Here is a 16,113-nt window from a genome sequence, read left to right on the forward strand (position 1 = left end):
TATAAGGGGGTCGAAATGGCGGCTATTGTAGTCAGAACCGGGCGCAGACGAAAACCTTTTCCGCCGTCATGGGACGACGAATTTTCAGTTTTCAGCAAAGTATTGAAGGAAAAGATATTTCCTTCAAATCACCGTACAGAGTACTGTCATTACGTATTCCGGATTTTCCTCGTCACGTTGTGAGTGGTTATCATCAGTCATCTTGTCTGGCCGCGGGTTCGCCCGCGGTTTTTTCTTTTGGATAATGGATAAGCGAATGGAAATGAGCCGCCAGGACGCCGCTGTTCCGATAGGCATGCGCCGCATCGCCGGCAAAGCGCCGACCCTCACCCGCCTGCAGCGAGTGCCATTCCCCCTGTAAGCAGAGCTCCAGAGTACCGCTAATCACCACCACATGCTCAATCACCCCTTGTTCATGCGGCGTCGATTCACTCAACGCCCCGGGAGCGAGGGTTATCGAGAAATGATCAAAGCGCAGCTCCGGGTCCCACGGAAAGACCGGGGTTACCACCATCGCCTGCTGCTGCGGGTCAAACGCGGAGGGCGCCACGCTGTCATCCGGAACGATAAATGCCGAAAACGGCACGTTCAGCCCGGTGGCAATCTTCCACAGCGTCGCTACCGTCGGACTCGATTCATTCCGCTCTATCTGCCCGAGCATGGCTTTCGACACCCCGGTCTCTTCCGCCAGACGCGACAGGCTCCAGTCGCGCTGCTGACGCAGATGTTTGAGGGTGGCCGCCAGATGTTGCGCAATATTCATCCTACCTCCTGATTTTTCAGCCCAGAGTATACCCCCATTTGCCTCATTCTACAGGGCGATTAGCGGCATCGCGGGCCGTTTGCGACGAGCGCCTCGGTGGCGCTACCCTCACGCCGCGGATAGCTTGTGCGCTATAACGTACAATGATAGAGTAAACGGACGTTATAACGCACAAGAGAAAACTATGCGCTCGTTTACCGTTCCGCTTCCCACCCTGTTCGCCGGCTTCGTCGCCGTGCTGGTGGGCTATGCCAGTTCTGCCGCCATCATCTGGCAGGCCGCCGCGGCCGCCGGCGCCACGCCCGGGCAGATCGCCGGCTGGATGACGGCCCTGGGCCTCGCCATGGGCGTCAGCACCCTCGCGTTGAGCGGCTGGCGAAAAGTGCCGGTGCTCACCGCCTGGTCAACGCCGGGCGCCGCCCTGCTGGTCAGCGGCCTGCAGGGGATGACCCTACCCGAGGCGGTGGGGGTATTTATCTTCGCCAATGCGCTGATCGTCCTCTGCGGCGTCACAGGCCTGTTTGCCTGGCTGATGAAAATCATTCCCCATTCGCTGGCCGCCGCAATGCTGGCCGGCATTCTGCTGCGTTTCGGTTTGCAAGCCTTCGCCGGCTTACAGGATCATCTGCTGCTGTGCGGCGGCATGCTCGCCGCCTGGCTTCTGTGTAAGGCGCTGTGGCCCCGCTTCGCCGTGGTGGCCGCGCTGGCTGCGGGGGCGCTGATAGCCGCGGTCTCCGGGGAAGTAGCCAGCGCCGCTGTGCCGCTGGCGTTTGTCGCACCGGAATGGATCGCCCCGCAGTTTACCCCGGCGCTGCTGCTCAGCGTCGGCCTGCCGTTCTTCCTCGTCACCATGGCTTCACAGAACGCGCCCGGGTTCGCTACCCTGCAGGCAGCAGGCTATGCCGTACCGGTCTCCGCGCTGATCGTTGTCTGCGGGGGGCTGGCGCTGCTGCTGGCGCCGTTTGGGGTCTACTCCATCTGTATTGCGGCGATCACTGCCGCCATCTGCCAGAGCCCGGAAGCGCACCCGGATCCTCAGCAGCGCTGGCTGGCGGCCATGGCTGCCGGCGGTTTTTATCTGCTGGCCGGTCTGTTCGGGGGATCGATCACTGCGCTGATGTCGGCCCTGCCGACAGCGTGGATCCAGATGCTGGCCGGCCTGGCGCTGCTCGGCACCATCGGCGGTAGCCTGTTTCAGGCGGTACACCAGGCCAGTGAGCGCGACGCGGCGGTGCTGACCTTTCTGATCACCGCCAGCGGGGTGACGCTGGCGGGAATTGGTTCGGCGTTCTGGGGCGTGATGCTCGGCGGAGTGAGCTACGGCGTGTTATCCGCGCTGCGCCGCCCGTAGCTGGGAGGGCGTCAGGCCGGTGGCGGCTTTGACCCGATGGCTGAAATGGCTGGCGGAGCTGAAACCGCATGCCAGAGCGATCTCGGTGAGCGGCAGCGCGCTGTGGCAGATCAGGTTTTGCGCCTTCGCCATTCGCTGCTGCATCACATATTGATGCGGAGCCATATTCAGCGACTGGCGGAACATACGGGCAAAATGAAATTCACTCAGTCCCGCCTGCTGCGCCAGGTCGGCCAGGGTCAACGGCTGATCGAGATGAGCGTCAATCCAGGCCAGCACGTGACGCTTCACCCCTGGCGCCAGTCCTCCTGTGACCGAGGGCAAGCGCCACTGCACTGTGGAATAGTGCTGGATCAGATGGGTGAGCAACAAACTGCTGGCGGCGCTAAGTGTCAGCTGGTTCGCCGGCTGTCGCCAGTCATTAGCCAGCAAAAACTGACGATACACGCTGGTGATTTTGTCATCGCTGGCGAAGGTTTTTTCCTGCAGGGTGAAGTTAGCCGGGCTGCGATCCCACACTTCCTCCCCAACGCGGCGCAGATGCGCATCGGTACAATAGAGATGGACAAACGACAGATCGCCGCGGATATCCCAGACGCTTTCATCGCCTTTCGGCATCAGGCAAAAGCGATCCGGGCCGCCGCCATTCTTCCAGCCGTGCGGCGTCTTTTGATAGCTTTCATAACCATCGGCGATGTACAGGCTTAAGGTATGATGATCGCTGCGCACCGTCACGGTATCGCAGTTGTTATACCACGCGGCCAGTTGAATACCGGAATTCAGCTCCACGGTGCCCTTCAGCACCGCATTCTGTCGCCGTAATGTTTCAAACGTCCCGTAACCCATCGCCTTCACACATCTGTTCTGTCAAGAAAACTCTAGTCTAGGGAGACTGCGATGCGGTTTCCAGTCCTCACCGCCGGCAAAAGACAAATAAGCGCAAGAATTTGCAAGCCGACAACAAGCGGATGAAAGCCGCAGGTTGCGGCAGGCGGCATACTCCTCCGTTCAACAAGCAGAGGAGAACCAGGGTGAACGCATTACTTTATGCACTCGTTGTAGTTATCTGGGGGACGACGTGGATTGCTATTTTTTTACAACAGGGGCCGGTGGCGGCGCCGGTATCGATATTCTGGCGTTTCGCCGTGGCCAGCGTCACAATGCTGACGATTCTGCTCGTCACACGACGTCTGCGGCCGCTGGGCGCGAAGGACCATCTCTGCTGCCTGCTGCAGGGCTGCTGCGTCTTCTGCTTCAATTTCTGGTGCTTTTATACCGCCGCCGCCTGGATCAACACCGGTCTGGAGTCGGTGATCTTTTCCATGGCGGTACTGTTTAACGCCATCAACAGCTTTCTTTTCTTCCGCCAGCAGCCGCCGGGACGCTTCTGGGCTGCCGCCGCGCTCGGTCTGGCCGGTATCGTCACCCTGTTCTGGGATGACCTGCTGGCCAACGGGCTAAACGCTACGCTACTGTGGGGGATCGGTCTGAGCGCGCTGGGCACCTATGGCTTTTCGCTGGGCAATATGTTCAGTATTCGTCACCAGCGGCGGGGGCTGGAGACGCTGACCACCAACAGCTGGGCGATGCTGTACGGCACGCTGGTGATGGGGGCTATCGCTCTGCTCCGCGGGGATAATTTCATGCCGGAGTGGACCGTCAGCTATCTTGGCGCCCTGCTTTACCTGGCGCTGTTCGGCTCAGTTGTCGCCTTCGGCGCCTATTTCACCCTTGTAGGGCGCATCGGCGCCAGCAAAGCCGCCTACAGTACGCTGCTGTTTCCGCTGGTCGCCCTGTCCATCTCCACCGTCTATGAAGGGTATGTATGGCACAGCAACGCCGTTATCGGACTGGCGCTGATCCTGTTGGGTAATCTGGTGATGTTTGCCAAACCGGAACAGCTGCTGCTGCGCCGAAAGCTGGCCTGAAACGGAGGAAGATAAATCAGCGCCGTCGGCAGACGGCGCTGACGAGATTACCGCTGGGAAGGGTCGAATTTGACGGCGTCTACCGCCATATCATCGATCACCTGCTTCATGGTTTCGATAGTCAGCGGCGTGTTTTCATTGGCCAGGGTTTTGCCCTCACCTTTACGAACCACTTTGATCACCGGCTTGTTGGTGCTGGCGTCAATCAGTTCGGCTTCAAAATAGAGGTCGGTGTCCATCGTACGATGGCCGGTGGCGGCTTGAGTACCGGCAACAATCATCGCTACCGGAACCACTTCATAGAACTGCAGCCCTTCTTTGCTGGAGTCCACTCCGGTAATCGCCCCGCGGAAAATAAGGCTACGCTTGCCGGCGGTGGTTGCCAGCGGTTTACGCTCGGAAATGGCCTGTTTGAGCTGTTTGTTGGTGTAATTCAAAATATCCTGCAGCGCCTTTTCACCCACCTGGGTCGTCGGCTTCGGTACTGGATAGTACGTTACCGGATGGTAGACGACATTATCGTAGTTGGCCGGATTGTAGTTTGGATCGATCCAACGCAGCTCCGACTTACCGGAGGCAGTGGTGGCTTCTTTCAGGTTGGAATAGTCTTTTAAAAAGCCCGAATACTGATTCGGTTGCGCCAGTTTGGACGCACAGCCCGTCAACGCTAACATCCCCGCCAGAGCGGCGACTTTAAATAACACGCGAGTACGCATAAAGAGATCCCTGTAAATGCAGTTTTTTCGGCAGACGTTATAGCAGATAAGACCCACTAGTTTTGTGACAAAATGAGGGCTTCGTCAAGGAAGATATACAAATATTGATGGGATCAACATTACGTTATTAAATAATTACTTAAAACGTTAACAGGTCGGCTTTAACCTTTCTTTTCAGCGAGGATTTTCGCGCTTCTTGATCCGAGGTGTATTCGTGAGAGGCGGCGCGGTCAATCTCAGTAATTACACGCGCCGCTGAGGATTATGCGGGCTTGCGCGCCAGCAGCGTGGCGAAGCGCAATTTGATCCGGTTGCCGCTGGCGTCGGTCCGATGCAGCTCACCGACGTCCTCATTATATTTCAGTAATTCCCAGTCCCGGTAGTACTCCCGAAGTTCATCGGGTTTAAAAGCAAACGGGAAGCCGACGGTGCAGGGATAGTCCTCGGTGTCCATCGCCGCGACAATCAGGTTATAGCCCCCGGCGGCGGTGCAGCGCTGCATATTGCCGATGAGTCCAGGGATGGTGTCAGGCTCGAGGAACATCATCACTACGGTGGAGAGGATCAGATCATACTCGCCGTCAAAGGCCAGGCTGTTGAGGTCTTTCACCGCGGTCTGCAGATTATCCAGCCCTTCGGCGGCGCGAATAGTCTCCAGATTGTTGATGCTCATCGCATTTTTATCCCACGCCGTCACCGTGAAGCCATTCGCCGCCAGATAAAGACTGTTACGTCCGTTGCCGCAGCCCAGATCCAGCGCCCTTCCCGGCGGCACAATCGTCGCGGCATGCAGCACCTCAGAGTGGGTGCGGGTCAGGCCATATTTTTCACTAAAATAATCCGCGTCTCGCGTTGTCATGATCCTTCCTTCTTATTCAGGAGTGTTTCCCGGTCGACCTGTAGCAACAGTTTCCCGCTGACCAACAGCAGCCCTGTGCGCAGCAGCAGCAGGCCGATGACCAGATTGCTAAAAATAAAGAGCGGCAGCGCCAGATGATGAAAAAAGCCGTCCGCCTTCGCCTGGCCCAGATGCAGCCCGGTGGTGGCCAGGGCGGAGATACCAAACGAGAAGCTCCAGTAAGAAGCATTGAACGGCTGGCGAAGATACCAGGGCATCAGACGCAGCATAAACAGCAGCTGCAACAGACCGTAGCCGAACAGCAGCTTAGCGAAGGTATCGGCCTCACCGCCGTTAACGCTGAGCCAGGCGCTGCAGGCCACCAGCGCAGGCGCCAGCTGGATCCCCAGCGACGTGCGCAGCGCGGTCGGCAGTTCGCCTGCGCTGCGCAGACGATGGAGGATAGCCGGCTCGAGGCTCAGCCAGGAGAAGACCCCGGCGCCAAGGAACACCAGTCCGGCGTCGGTAAACCCCAGCGCGCCGCAGGCCATCGCGCTGATAAAATTATTCGCCACCGTGGGCAGATACAGCCCCGGCGTAGTGGCCTCGCGAGGATGGTTTCCCCGCCACAGGCCGCCGCTTTGCCAGGCGGCATAGGCCAGCTGCAGCGCCACGCCCGGCACAAACAGCCCGATGGCCAGCGGTCGGCACCAGGGCGCCAGACCAATCGATACCAGCAACGTGGTGGCGGGAAACAGGCTGACGAAGCTGCTGCTGACCGGATGTCGCATCTCCTGCAGCACACTCGCCGGAAAGCGGATCGCCCGGCTGATAAACGCCATACTGAGCAGGACCCATATCGCTATCGCCAGCGTCACCAGCCCATCACCAATACTGCGGCTGACCGGCCAGAGGGTGCTGGCGTAACGCCAGGCAAAGCCCATCCCGATGGTGCCAAGCACCATGCCAAAATATCCCGCCGGCAGGTTAAGCACCTGCTGCGACCTATACGTTTTGTTCATTTTATTGATGTTATCAATTAAATTTGAAGTTGCATTCTAAAGGAACCTTATACCACGCGCTACGGCGATCTTTGCTATGTTTATGTTAACCATAAGTAATGAGGATCGGGAATGCGTAAATACCGTCTCAGCGAACAGACCCGGCAGTATTGTTACCAGGAAGAGGATGGCAAACAGTGCGTCACCCTGCGCCAGATCGTGGCGCTTATCGATTTCGCTGACGTCAAAGCGGGCAGCGAAGGCGGCTGGGTGGATGAAGAAAGCGCCCTCAGCCAGCAGGGAGAATGCTGGATCTACGATGCCAATAGCGTGGTCTTCGCCGGGGCGCGCATCCTCGACGAAGCCCGACTCAATGGCCCCTGCGTGGTCAGCCATGGGGCTATCATCAGCGGACGGGCATCCATTCACGCCTCGCAGGTCAGCCATCACGCGCAGATTGGTGACAACGTCACGATTAGCCAGAGTTTGGTGCGCGGCTACTGTCGCCTCGCCGATGAGGCTCGTCTTCTGCCCCACTGTCAAGTCATTGCCGCCCGTGGGCTGACCGCCGATCGCGACAAAGTGCTGCAGATTTATCAGCGAGCCACCGTCAGCGCGTCGCGCATTCTCCACCAGGCGCAGATCTATGGCGAGGCCTTCGTCGAACACGCTTTTGTCGAACATCGGGCGGAAGTCTTTGACCATGCCAGGCTCGAGGGAAACGAGGAGAACGACGTCTGGGTGTGCGATAACGCGCGGATTTACGGACATGCCCGTCTGATCGCGGGACGCGGTGAGGACGCCATTCCCACCGTGCGCTACAGCTCGCAGGTCGCGGAGAATGCGGTGATTGAAGGCAACTGTCTGCTAAAGCATCGGGCGATGGTGGGCGGCGAGGCGCAGCTGCGCGGTGGACCGATTCTGCTTGATGATGACGTGCTGATCCAGGGGCGGGCTGTCATCGTCGGCGATGTGATCGTTGAGCACCAGGTCACTCTTGGGGACGAGGTGCAAATCGCCGCACGGGAAGGAGAAGCCATTCACCTGCGCGGCCCGAAGACCCTCGGCGGCCAACAGCAGATCACCCGAACGCCGCTGTTAGGCGCCCTGTAGCGCCTCGTCGCGGTCAATAATACGGGCGTAGATATTCTGATCGTCATAGCTGCCGTTCAGATACTCGGCCTGTCGGAGACAGCCTTCCAGAACAAACCCGTTACGCAACGCCACCTGGTTGCTGCGGGTATTCGCCACCCGACATTTGATCACAAACCGGCGCACCAGCCCGCTGCGGGCATAGTGGTGGATAAAGGCCTGCAGGGAACGGGACAGATACCCCTGCCCCTGGTGATCCTCATCGATCCAGTAGCCAATATAGGCCGTCTTATTCTGCGGCTCGATCTGGTTAAACGACAGAACGCCAATCGGCCGCTTTTCGAGAAACAGCAAAAACATTTTGGCGTAATCCCGCTGATGCAGCATCACGTTACCCTGCATATGGCGGCGGGTCTCCTCTTCGCTGCGCACCTCGCCGGCCCAGCTGAGCGACTGCTGTAGCCAGCGCTGGTTTTTCACCACCAGCTGGTGCAGGTCGCTGACGTAGCGTTCATCAATGGCGATAAGCGTCAGCGCCTCGGTTACCGGGATCGACTCCGGTACTGCTGGAATGTCTGTGGTCATGGGCCTCTCTACGGGCCCGCAGGGGGTGCCTGGGGCCACGGCTGTCACGGGGTTATTTCATGATCCGGTCGTCAATGTAGTTACGTTTATCCGGCGCCGGCGGGAAGTACTGATAGAGCCAGGTTTCGCTGATGGCTTCTCCCTGACAGCGCAGGAACAGACGCATCTCCACCGGGTCGGTCGAGTCGGAGGTCGGATACCAGTCGAAGAGGATCCGGTAGCCATCGAACGGCTCGACGTAGAGGATTTCAATCTGCTTCGCTTCGCCGCTGGAGAGGGTGATCACCGGTTCAATACCGCGCGGCGCGGCCGCTTTCAGATCGCCGCCAACAAAGTCGATGGCAAAACGACGCGCCCACTTGTCCGGGTAGTGTTCGCCCGGTGCCCATCCCTCCGGGAAGCCCCCCATCCCGGTGCGGGTGGCGAGCACACGCGCCAGCGGTGTGCTGACCGGCGGCTGTGCGCTCCAGTAGAGACGGTAGCTGAAGTCGAGTTCGTCGCCCGCCTTCACTGCCTTTTCCGGCTGCCAGAAGCAGACGATATTATCCAGCGTTTCACCGGTGGTCGGGATCTCCATCAGGCTGACCGCCCCTTTGCCCCACTGGTTACGCGGCTCAACCCACAGGCTGGGACGCTTGTTATACCAGCCCATCACGTCCTGGTAGTGGGAAAAATTACGGTCCAGCTGCAGCAGACCAAAGCCGCGCGGGTTCTTGTCCTGGAAGGCGTTGAACTGCAGCTTCTGCGGGTTGTTCAGCGGCCGGCAGATCCATTCGCCGTTGCCCAGCCACATCGACAGCCGATCGGAGTCGTGGATCTGCGGGTGGATGGTATCGCACATCCGACGCTCGTTGTTGCCGCAGCTGAACATGCTGGTCATCGGCGCGATCCCCAGCTGTTTGATATCCTTGCGGGCGTAGAGATGGTTCTCGACGTCCATAATGACCTGGGTATCCTGGCAGTGGATGGTGAACTTGTAGGCGCCAGTGATGCTCGGGCTGTCGAGCAGGGCGTAAACGGTAAAGACCGTGGCGTCCCCTTTGACCGTTTCGAACCAGAAAGAGGTGAAATCGGGGAACTCTTCCGGGGTATCGGTAAAGGTATCCACCGCCAGCCCACGGGCCGACAGGCCATACTGGTAGGTGCTGTCTACCGCGCGAAAATAGCTGGCGCCGAGAAACGCCACGATATCCCGGCGCGCCAGCTCAGGTGCTTTAAATACCCGGAACCCGGCGAAGCCGAGGTCGGACTGTCCTTCCAGCTGGCGGGTATCTACCCCGGCGTCATTGTACTTGAACAGCTCCGGACGGAAGTGGATCTCGCGCGCCTGCTGGGTGGCGGCGTCTAAAGAGAACATGCGCACGCGGCGACGGAACCCCATCCCGACGTGGAAAAACTGGATATCCAGTTTGCGTTCTTCAATATTGTTCCATAGCGAGTGGTTAGCGTCATACTGAATGCTGTTATAAGCCTGCGGGGTGAGATTGGCCAGCGTCGGCGGCAGATCGCGCGGTGCCCCGCCCCACGGCTGGCGCGCCAGATCGTGGGCCATCGCCTGCAGCACGGCATAATCGAACCGACGCGTCTGCCCGTCGGCAATGCCCGCGTCTTCAGCAAACGCGGCCTGACTGAATAAGGAAGCGACTCCTGACGTTCCGCATACGGCGGCAACAGCCATGGAAGATTTAAGAAAACGTCTGCGGTTCATGCCTGAGAAAGCGTCCTTCTGCACGGGTGAAATGATTCGCAACGCGTCATCACGCTGCGTGATAATTTCCGCCCACTCTAGACAAAAACGATTAATAATCCAATTGTTGCCAGCAGAAAAACGGTAAAAAAGCCCTGTCTACCAGAACAGGCTGTTTTTTCATCGCCGGCGGAGGGAGAGCGCAATATCTAACGCAAACCCGCCTTAAACAAAGCGGACAGCACTCTCCCGGCGCCCTGTCTCATCGCCGGGCCGTTTCTTAGCCACCCGCGGCCTGCAGCAGGGGCGTGCCCCGCTGAGCCGCCCCCATCCCCTTTATTCGAGGGTCACGTGGTGCTTCATCACCCGGCGAAACAGCGCCAGCCGGGCGCGCATAAAGCGATTCTCCACTTTAAACCCGGCACGCTTATGCAGGCCAATGCGCAGCAAACGATCCCGTCCGCGCAGGCACGCCGGCCAGCGCACCGCGCCGGCAAGCACCTGCTCGCCGCTGGCGACGCGGGCAAACTGGACCCAGTAGTCAGCGACCTGAGCGGCGAAGGCCAGATCCGCTTCACTGGCATACTGCCGCACCGGGTCGGTGAGCCGCAGGTTATCAAACACGTAGGGCACCTCGTTGCCGTGCCAGGCGCCGTGCGGATAGGCGTCATGTTCCGCTTCCGCGACATAATCGAACCAGTACCGCCAGCACGGCTGGCCCACGCGCTGCTGGGCCTGCATCACCACATAGCCGAGGGTGGTAAACGCCATATCCCGACAGACTTCCCGCCCCAGCGCTTCATCGCCTTTTACGCCGGGATAGAGGAGTTTGATCAGTCCCAGACCCAGACGGCGCTCACGGCGCAGTTTCTGGATCTGCCCGGCGATGTCGACGCCAAACACCGCCATCACGCTGGCTTCATCGCTGTTGGAGCCGATGATCACCGGCATCGGATGCTGGCGCCCGGCAAAAAAGGTCTCCAGCATCGGCTGCGGGAGCACGATATCGCCTGCGATGGGCGCTGGCCCGATATTCAGCGGGGCGGAAAGCGACCAGAAGGCCTCCGCCGGGATTGCCCGCAGTTGCTCAGCGCTGGCCTGTGGTAAGGCGAAATGCTCCGCCAGCAGACGGCCTTTCTCCAGCGCCTTTTCCCGCGGCAGATCGGGTAAGGTATACCCGCTCTGAATAATCGCTTTATGGAACAACCCTTTCGCTTTCGGCGAGGCCATCAGCGACAGCACGCTGCGCGCCCCGGCGGATTCGCCAAACAGCGTGACGTTGGCGGCGTCGCCGCCGAAGGCGTGAATGTTTTCCTGGACCCACTGCAGGGCGGCGATCTGGTCGAGCAGCGCGAAGTTATACAACCGCTCGCCCGCCTCTTCTTCCAGCGCCGGGTGGGCGAAAAAGCCGAGGTGGCCCAGACGGTAGTTGACCGTCACCACCACCACGTCGCGGCTGGCCAGCGCCAGGCCATCGTAAGGCGGCAGGCTACCGGCGCCGATGGTAAACCCGCCACCGTGCAGCCAGACCATCACCGGCAGCGGCTGCGCTGCGCTGGCGGGGGCCCAGACGTTGAGATAGAGACAGTCTTCGCTGAAGCGACCGGGATCCCCGCCGCCAAGTTCGCGGCAGTAGTCAATGTCCTGCCAGCTGGCGGCGGAAAAGGCGTCGGCCTGACGCACGCCCGGCCAGCGGGAGGGAGGCTGCGGCGCGCGCCAGCGCAGCGGCCCCACGGGCGGCGCGGCGTACGGAATGCCGCGCCAGATATGGATCCCCTGCTCTGCACTCCCGGCCAGCGTGCCCTGCCGGGTTTTCGCCAGCGGTTTCGACGGATGTTGCATAACCTGCTCCCTGTAAGGCTGATGCCAGCAGGTTACTGATTTTACAGCAGACCGCAACGTCGTTTGCTGCGCTCCTCCGCCTGCTGGTACAGTTCAAATTCATCCTGCACCGGACAGCCCAGCGCCGCTTCAAAGGCTTCGCGGCTGGCATTCCCGTGGCTGCGGGCCTGGGTTTCGTTACCCAGATTGGACTGAAAAATGCCCGCCGCGCTGACCGGTAAAAAATCCTCATAGACGATAGGCTGGGCCACTATCCACCCGCGCTCGATCAGCGGCTGGGGATCGTCGCCCGGGCGAAACGCGTGGCGATGGGCCTCGCCAGCCGGCGTCAGGCGGTAGCGAAACCAGGCCAGCCCCTGCTGACGCAGCAGAAATTCGCTGTCGGGAAATTCGCGGAATACCTCCTGCAGATGCAGCTGGTGGCTGAGATTGTCTTTGCCGGTCCCTGCTGCCTGCAGCAATCGGTCGTATAGCGCGCGTCCTTTTGGCGTCAGCGCCACGCCGCGCTGCTCAATTTCGCCGAAGCGGGCGCTGTGAGTGCCGCGGTGTTCGCCGGCGAACATTACTGGTTCCTCAAGCGCCTTGAAGCTGGTCTGTCGCAGGAGGATCGGTACCTCCCGGCGCGGCGGACCTTCGATCAGGGCCTTTGGCTCAATGCCGCACTCCGGCATCAGGGCCTGCGCGCGGTCAATATCCAGCGTCCGCGGCGTGAGGTGGTTGATATGACATCCCGGGAAGCAGACCACATCGGCAATCAAGCGATGCTCGCGATGCAGCGCGTGGTAGGTCTCCTCATCGACGGTGGCATGCCGGTGCCAGCGGAAGGTCTCCAGCGCCTCCTGCACGAACTCGCGGGCTTCCGCAGGGGTGAACGCCCCTTCGGCCTCGTGCCGGGCGATCAGCGCCAGACAGCGGGGAGTGAATATGTTGCGCCGGGCGAGGATCGCCTCGGCTCGCTCACGCAGAGCGCGGTTTTCGATCAGCTCCAGACGCAGCAGCGAGGTAAAAACCCGAAACGGATTGCGCGCCAGCGCGGCATCGTCGACAGGACGAAACGCCGTGGAATGAACCGGCACGCCGGCCTGTGAAAGATCATAATAGCCGACGGGATACATCCCCATGATGGCAAACATGCGACGCAGCGTCGCCAGTTCCTCCGCTGTGCCCACGCGGATCGCCCCGTGGCGCTCAACGTTCAGGCGAGCCAGCTCGTCGGCGTTGGCCAGTTGTTCATGCAGCTTCGGATTATTTTCCAGTACCGCCAGGTTGACGTCAGCCACCAGCTCCAGCAGCGTCCCGTACTGCGGAACTTCCTGCTGGTACATGGCCGACATGGCCTGCGAAAACTGCTCCCGAATCTCATCAGCCGTGATGGTGTTCGCCATGATGTGTTACCTCCAGTGAATACTTCCTGGAGTGTAGGAAAGCTGCCTCCCGGCGGGGGGAAGAATTTACAAACTGTGATGGCGATAACCTGCTTCCGGTCATGGGCATGGCGCAGGGCATAACCGACGGTTATGAAAAACACCCGGTAATTTCACTTTAAATTAACAATATATTTACACACACTGTTTCTGGCGACATTACAACAACATGCCTCTCTACCCTCTATACGGAGTACCCGATGAACGATAAATGGTCCCCGCGCGAGGTTATCCATCGCGATTACAGTAGTCACCCGCCCGCTTACGCCCCGGGCTATAAAACCAGCGTCCTGCGCTCCCCGAAAAACGCCCTAATCTCCCTGCAGAACTCGCTGTCAGAGATCACCGGCCCGGTGTTTAGCCGCGACGACCTGGGACCGCTGGATAATGACCTTATCCTTAACTATGCCAAAGAAGGCCTGCCGATTGGCGAGCGGATCATTGTGCACGGCTACGTGCGGGATGGTTTCGGCCGACCAATGAAAAACACCCTGGTGGAAGTGTGGCAGGCCAATGCCGGCGGCCGCTATCGACATAAAAAAGATCAGTATCTGGCGCCGATTGACCCGAACTTCGGCGGCTGCGGTCGGGTGCTGACCGACGAGAACGGTTATTACTGTTTTCGCACCATCAAGCCCGGCCCCTACCCCTGGCGCAACCAGGCCAGCGACTGGCGTCCGGCGCATATTCATTTCTCGCTTTCAGGCGACGCCTGGGCCCAGCGCCTGATCACCCAGATGTATTTCGAAGGCGACCCGTTGATCAAGCAGTGCCCGATCGTCAGGACCATTAATAATGACGACGCCGTGCGCACCCTGATCGCCGAGCTGGACATGCACGCCGCCGTGCCGCTGGATTGTCTGGCCTACCGCTTCGACCTTGTTCTGCGCGGCCATCGCGCCACGCTGTTTGAAAATCGCACTCAGGGGGCCGCCCGATGAAAGAGTATCTGCCTGAAACCGCCTCGCAGACTGCGGGACCCTATGTTCATATCGGTCTGGCACCGGACGCGGCGGGTTTTCATATTTTTGAAAAAAATTTTGGTCCGGTTCTCACCACCGCCGATACGGTCGGGGAACGGATCACCATTGAAGGCCGGGTTATCGACGGCTCCGGAACCCCGGTCCGCGACGTGCTGCTGGAGATCTGGCAGGCTAACGCCGCGGGACGCTATAACCATCCTGAGGACCGTCAGCAGCAGAAAGCGGTCGACCCAGGCTTTCGCGGCTGGGGGCGCACCTGCTCTGACTTCACCTCCGGCGTCTGGCGCTTTGAAACCATCAAGCCCGGCGCGGTGGTTGGCCGCGACGGCCGTCTGATGGCGCCGCACGTCAATCTGTGGGTGGTGGCTCGGGGGATCAACATTGGCCTGAATACGCGGATGTATTTCGCCGATGAGCACGAGGCCAATGCCAGCGACCCGGTGCTGAATCTCATCGAATGGGAGGTGAGACGCAAAACCTTAATCGCCGAGCGCGAGGTTCGCGGTGCGGAAGTGGTCTATCGTTTCGACATTTATCTGCAGGGCGAGAACGAAACCGTCTTTTTCGATATCTAGCGGCCATGCTGACCACCGCCGTCGCCCCGTACAGCCGGGGCGACGGCGTGTTAAACCATAGGGAAAGATCTTGTAATGTAATCAGCTCAAATGTTAATAATATTTTGCTATCTGGTTATCAAATTTAAACAAGGCCGCTTGTCTCTTTCACCGCTGTGTTTTTAACATCATCTTACTATGGAAAAAAATGGTCTCTTCAGTCAGCGCATTCGCTTGCGCCATCTACACACCTTCGTGGCCGTCGCTCAACAGGGAACGCTGGGGCGCGCGGCTGAAACTTTAAATCTGAGCCAGCCAGCACTTTCAAAAACGCTTAACGAGCTTGAACAGCTGACCGGTACCCGTCTGTTTGAGCGGGGACGTCTGGGGGCGCAGTTGACGCTGGTCGGGGAACAGTTTCTGACTCATGCAGTGAAAGTGCTTGATGCCCTTAACTCGGCGGGCCAGGCGCTGAACCGTAAAGAGGGGCTGAATAACGATATCGTGCGCATCGGCGCGCTGCCTACCGCCGCGCTGGGGATCCTACCGACGGTGATCGGCCAGTTCCATAAGCAGCAAAAAGATATCACGCTGCAGGTCGCCACCATGAACAACACCATGCTGCTCGCCGGGTTAAAATCCGGGGAGATCGACATCGGCATCGGACGGATGTCCGATCCGGAGCTGATGAGCGGGCTGCATTACGAACTGCTGTTCCTGGAATCCCTTAAGCTGGTGGTACGCCCGGGACATCCTCTGCTGCAGGAGACCGTGACCCTCAGTCGGGTGATGGAGTGGCCGGTGGTGGTCTCGCCAAAGGGCACCGTGCCGCGGCAAAACGCCGAAGCGCTGCTCCAGAGCCAGGGCTGTAAAATGCCCGCCGGCTGCATCGAGACCCTCTCCGCTTCACTGTCGCGCCAGCTGACGGTCGATTTTGACTATGTCTGGTTCGTCCCTTCCGGGGCGGTGAAAGACGATCTTCGCCGTGGCGTACTGACCGCCCTGCCGATTGCCACCCAGGGCGCCGGGGAGCCCATCGGCATTCTAACCCGCGTCGATGCGACGCTGACCCCCGGGACACAAACCCTGCTCAGCGTTATTCGTAAATCAATGCCTGCCTGATCCGCTGATCCCCCGGCCCGTAGCGGCCGGGGAGCCAACGCTGACTGCGTCACATTCAGCAGAATAATCATTTAGTGCGAAATTATTTATTAACATTTGCGCAAATTTCTTTAACAGATCTATCATATCGCGATTTCACCAAATGGTTCATACGAAATCAAAACAGGCAATAAACTTGGCGTTATGAAGATACAAACCACTTCATTCAAAAATAAAACAAAATAACT

At 59.4% G+C, this 16,113-nt stretch carries 16 protein-coding genes; 7 read left to right on the plus strand and 9 right to left on the minus strand.

Annotated features, from left to right (window positions below; translation table 11 throughout):
* Positions 1 to 15 precede the first annotated feature (15 nt).
* The gene (locus tag CE636_RS03870; protein WP_032425876.1) at positions 16 to 183 is read left to right on the plus strand and encodes a hypothetical protein; all 168 of its coding nucleotides are present in this window, start codon (positions 16 to 18) and stop codon (positions 181 to 183) included.
* A 10-nt stretch (positions 184 to 193) separates the two neighbouring features.
* Here CE636_RS03870 and CE636_RS03875 read toward each other — a convergent pair whose 3' ends face one another.
* Positions 194 to 763, minus strand: a complete 570-nt coding sequence (locus CE636_RS03875) for a helix-turn-helix domain-containing protein (protein WP_017900475.1) — start codon at positions 761 to 763, stop codon at positions 194 to 196.
* A 184-nt stretch (positions 764 to 947) separates the two neighbouring features.
* Here CE636_RS03875 and CE636_RS03880 point away from each other — a divergent pair, with 184 nt between their 5' ends.
* The gene (locus CE636_RS03880; protein ID WP_017900474.1) at positions 948 to 2,114 is read left to right on the plus strand and encodes a benzoate/H(+) symporter BenE family transporter; all 1,167 of its coding nucleotides are present in this window, start codon (positions 948 to 950) and stop codon (positions 2,112 to 2,114) included.
* Here the strand turns inward: CE636_RS03880 and CE636_RS03885 are convergent.
* Positions 2,091 to 2,960 carry an AraC family transcriptional regulator gene (locus CE636_RS03885; protein ID WP_004202793.1) on the minus strand — a complete coding sequence of 290 codons (870 nt, stop codon included), beginning with the start codon at positions 2,958 to 2,960 and terminating at the stop codon, positions 2,091 to 2,093. The genes CE636_RS03880 and CE636_RS03885 overlap by 24 nt on opposite strands.
* A 185-nt stretch (positions 2,961 to 3,145) precedes the next feature.
* On the opposite strand from CE636_RS03885, the gene CE636_RS03890 reads away from it, so the two are divergent.
* Entirely contained in the window at positions 3,146 to 4,042 is an 897-nt protein-coding gene (locus CE636_RS03890) for a DMT family transporter (protein ID WP_004202795.1), read from the plus strand.
* A 47-nt stretch (positions 4,043 to 4,089) separates the two neighbouring features.
* Here the strand turns inward: CE636_RS03890 and CE636_RS03895 are convergent, their stop codons facing one another.
* The 3 genes from CE636_RS03895 to tehA all read right to left on the minus strand — a co-directional run bounded on the left by CE636_RS03895 (position 4,090) and on the right by tehA (position 6,618).
* A complete protein-coding gene (locus tag CE636_RS03895; RefSeq protein ID WP_004202796.1) occupies positions 4,090 to 4,758 on the minus strand; it encodes a DUF3313 domain-containing protein in 669 nt (222 codons plus the stop codon).
* A 262-nt stretch (positions 4,759 to 5,020) separates the two neighbouring features.
* Positions 5,021 to 5,617, minus strand: coding sequence for a tellurite resistance methyltransferase TehB (gene tehB / locus CE636_RS03900; protein WP_017900473.1), 597 nt, complete (start codon positions 5,615 to 5,617; stop codon positions 5,021 to 5,023).
* Complete coding sequence (tehA, locus tag CE636_RS03905) at positions 5,614 to 6,618, minus strand: dicarboxylate transporter/tellurite-resistance protein TehA (protein WP_017900472.1); 1,005 nt, start codon at positions 6,616 to 6,618, stop codon at positions 5,614 to 5,616. Before tehA ends, tehB begins: the two co-directional genes overlap by 4 nt.
* A gap of 111 nt (positions 6,619 to 6,729) precedes the next feature.
* On the opposite strand from tehA, the gene ydcK reads away from it, so the two are divergent.
* Entirely contained in the window at positions 6,730 to 7,710 is a 981-nt protein-coding gene (gene ydcK, locus CE636_RS03910) for a YdcK family protein (protein ID WP_017900471.1), read from the plus strand.
* Here ydcK and rimL read toward each other — a convergent pair.
* The 4 genes from rimL to CE636_RS03930 form a co-directional block, all read right to left on the minus strand.
* Positions 7,696 to 8,274 (minus strand): 50S ribosomal protein L7/L12-serine acetyltransferase, encoded by a 579-nt coding sequence (gene rimL / locus CE636_RS03915; RefSeq protein ID WP_017900470.1) that lies wholly within the window; start codon positions 8,272 to 8,274, stop codon positions 7,696 to 7,698. The genes ydcK and rimL overlap by 15 nt on opposite strands.
* A gap of 52 nt (positions 8,275 to 8,326) precedes the next feature.
* Positions 8,327 to 9,982, minus strand: a complete 1,656-nt coding sequence (locus tag CE636_RS03920) for a glucan biosynthesis protein D (protein ID WP_017900469.1) — start codon at positions 9,980 to 9,982, stop codon at positions 8,327 to 8,329.
* A gap of 315 nt (positions 9,983 to 10,297) precedes the next feature.
* Positions 10,298 to 11,803 carry a carboxylesterase/lipase family protein gene (locus tag CE636_RS03925; RefSeq protein WP_017900468.1) on the minus strand — a complete coding sequence of 502 codons (1,506 nt, stop codon included), beginning with the start codon at positions 11,801 to 11,803 and terminating at the stop codon, positions 10,298 to 10,300.
* A gap of 41 nt (positions 11,804 to 11,844) precedes the next feature.
* Positions 11,845 to 13,188 carry a VOC family protein gene (locus tag CE636_RS03930; RefSeq protein ID WP_004202815.1) on the minus strand — a complete coding sequence of 448 codons (1,344 nt, stop codon included), beginning with the start codon at positions 13,186 to 13,188 and terminating at the stop codon, positions 11,845 to 11,847.
* A gap of 239 nt (positions 13,189 to 13,427) precedes the next feature.
* Between CE636_RS03930 and pcaH the strand changes: the two genes are divergently transcribed.
* The 3 genes from pcaH (at position 13,428) to CE636_RS03945 (ending at position 15,886) form a co-directional block, all read left to right on the plus strand.
* Complete coding sequence (gene pcaH, locus CE636_RS03935) at positions 13,428 to 14,168, plus strand: protocatechuate 3,4-dioxygenase subunit beta (protein ID WP_004202816.1); 741 nt, start codon at positions 13,428 to 13,430, stop codon at positions 14,166 to 14,168.
* Positions 14,165 to 14,785: a protocatechuate 3,4-dioxygenase subunit alpha gene (gene pcaG / locus CE636_RS03940; RefSeq protein WP_004202817.1), complete on the plus strand. Its 621-nt coding sequence runs from the start codon at positions 14,165 to 14,167 to the stop codon at positions 14,783 to 14,785. The genes pcaH and pcaG overlap by 4 nt, the downstream gene beginning before the upstream one ends.
* A gap of 177 nt (positions 14,786 to 14,962) precedes the next feature.
* Positions 14,963 to 15,886, plus strand: a complete 924-nt coding sequence (locus CE636_RS03945) for a LysR substrate-binding domain-containing protein (protein ID WP_017900467.1) — start codon at positions 14,963 to 14,965, stop codon at positions 15,884 to 15,886.
* Positions 15,887 to 16,113 lie beyond the last annotated feature (227 nt).

The sequence above is a fragment of the Klebsiella sp. LY genome (genome assembly GCF_004010915.1).
Lineage (GTDB): Bacteria > Pseudomonadota > Gammaproteobacteria > Enterobacterales > Enterobacteriaceae > Klebsiella > Klebsiella quasipneumoniae.

What these genes read in the sequence shown, in the direction of transcription:
- CE636_RS03870 (WP_032425876.1), top strand. Translation starts at nt 16, where the DNA reads ATGGCGGCTATTGTAGTCAGAACCGGGCGCAGACGAAAACCTTTTCCG.
- CE636_RS03875 (WP_017900475.1), bottom strand. Translation starts at nt 763, where the DNA reads ATGAATATTGCGCAACATCTGGCGGCCACCCTCAAACATCTGCGTCAG.
- CE636_RS03880 (WP_017900474.1), top strand. Translation starts at nt 948, where the DNA reads ATGCGCTCGTTTACCGTTCCGCTTCCCACCCTGTTCGCCGGCTTCGTC.
- CE636_RS03885 (WP_004202793.1), bottom strand. Translation starts at nt 2,960, where the DNA reads ATGGGTTACGGGACGTTTGAAACATTACGGCGACAGAATGCGGTGCTG.
- CE636_RS03895 (WP_004202796.1), bottom strand. Translation starts at nt 4,758, where the DNA reads ATGCGTACTCGCGTGTTATTTAAAGTCGCCGCTCTGGCGGGGATGTTA.
- tehB (WP_017900473.1), bottom strand. Translation starts at nt 5,617, where the DNA reads ATGACAACGCGAGACGCGGATTATTTTAGTGAAAAATATGGCCTGACC.
- tehA (WP_017900472.1), bottom strand. Translation starts at nt 6,618, where the DNA reads ATGAACAAAACGTATAGGTCGCAGCAGGTGCTTAACCTGCCGGCGGGA.
- ydcK (WP_017900471.1), top strand. Translation starts at nt 6,730, where the DNA reads ATGCGTAAATACCGTCTCAGCGAACAGACCCGGCAGTATTGTTACCAG.
- rimL (WP_017900470.1), bottom strand. Translation starts at nt 8,274, where the DNA reads ATGACCACAGACATTCCAGCAGTACCGGAGTCGATCCCGGTAACCGAG.
- CE636_RS03920 (WP_017900469.1), bottom strand. Translation starts at nt 9,982, where the DNA reads ATGAACCGCAGACGTTTTCTTAAATCTTCCATGGCTGTTGCCGCCGTA.
- CE636_RS03925 (WP_017900468.1), bottom strand. Translation starts at nt 11,803, where the DNA reads ATGCAACATCCGTCGAAACCGCTGGCGAAAACCCGGCAGGGCACGCTG.
- CE636_RS03930 (WP_004202815.1), bottom strand. Translation starts at nt 13,188, where the DNA reads ATGGCGAACACCATCACGGCTGATGAGATTCGGGAGCAGTTTTCGCAG.
- pcaH (WP_004202816.1), top strand. Translation starts at nt 13,428, where the DNA reads ATGAACGATAAATGGTCCCCGCGCGAGGTTATCCATCGCGATTACAGT.
- pcaG (WP_004202817.1), top strand. Translation starts at nt 14,165, where the DNA reads ATGAAAGAGTATCTGCCTGAAACCGCCTCGCAGACTGCGGGACCCTAT.
- CE636_RS03945 (WP_017900467.1), top strand. Translation starts at nt 14,963, where the DNA reads ATGGAAAAAAATGGTCTCTTCAGTCAGCGCATTCGCTTGCGCCATCTA.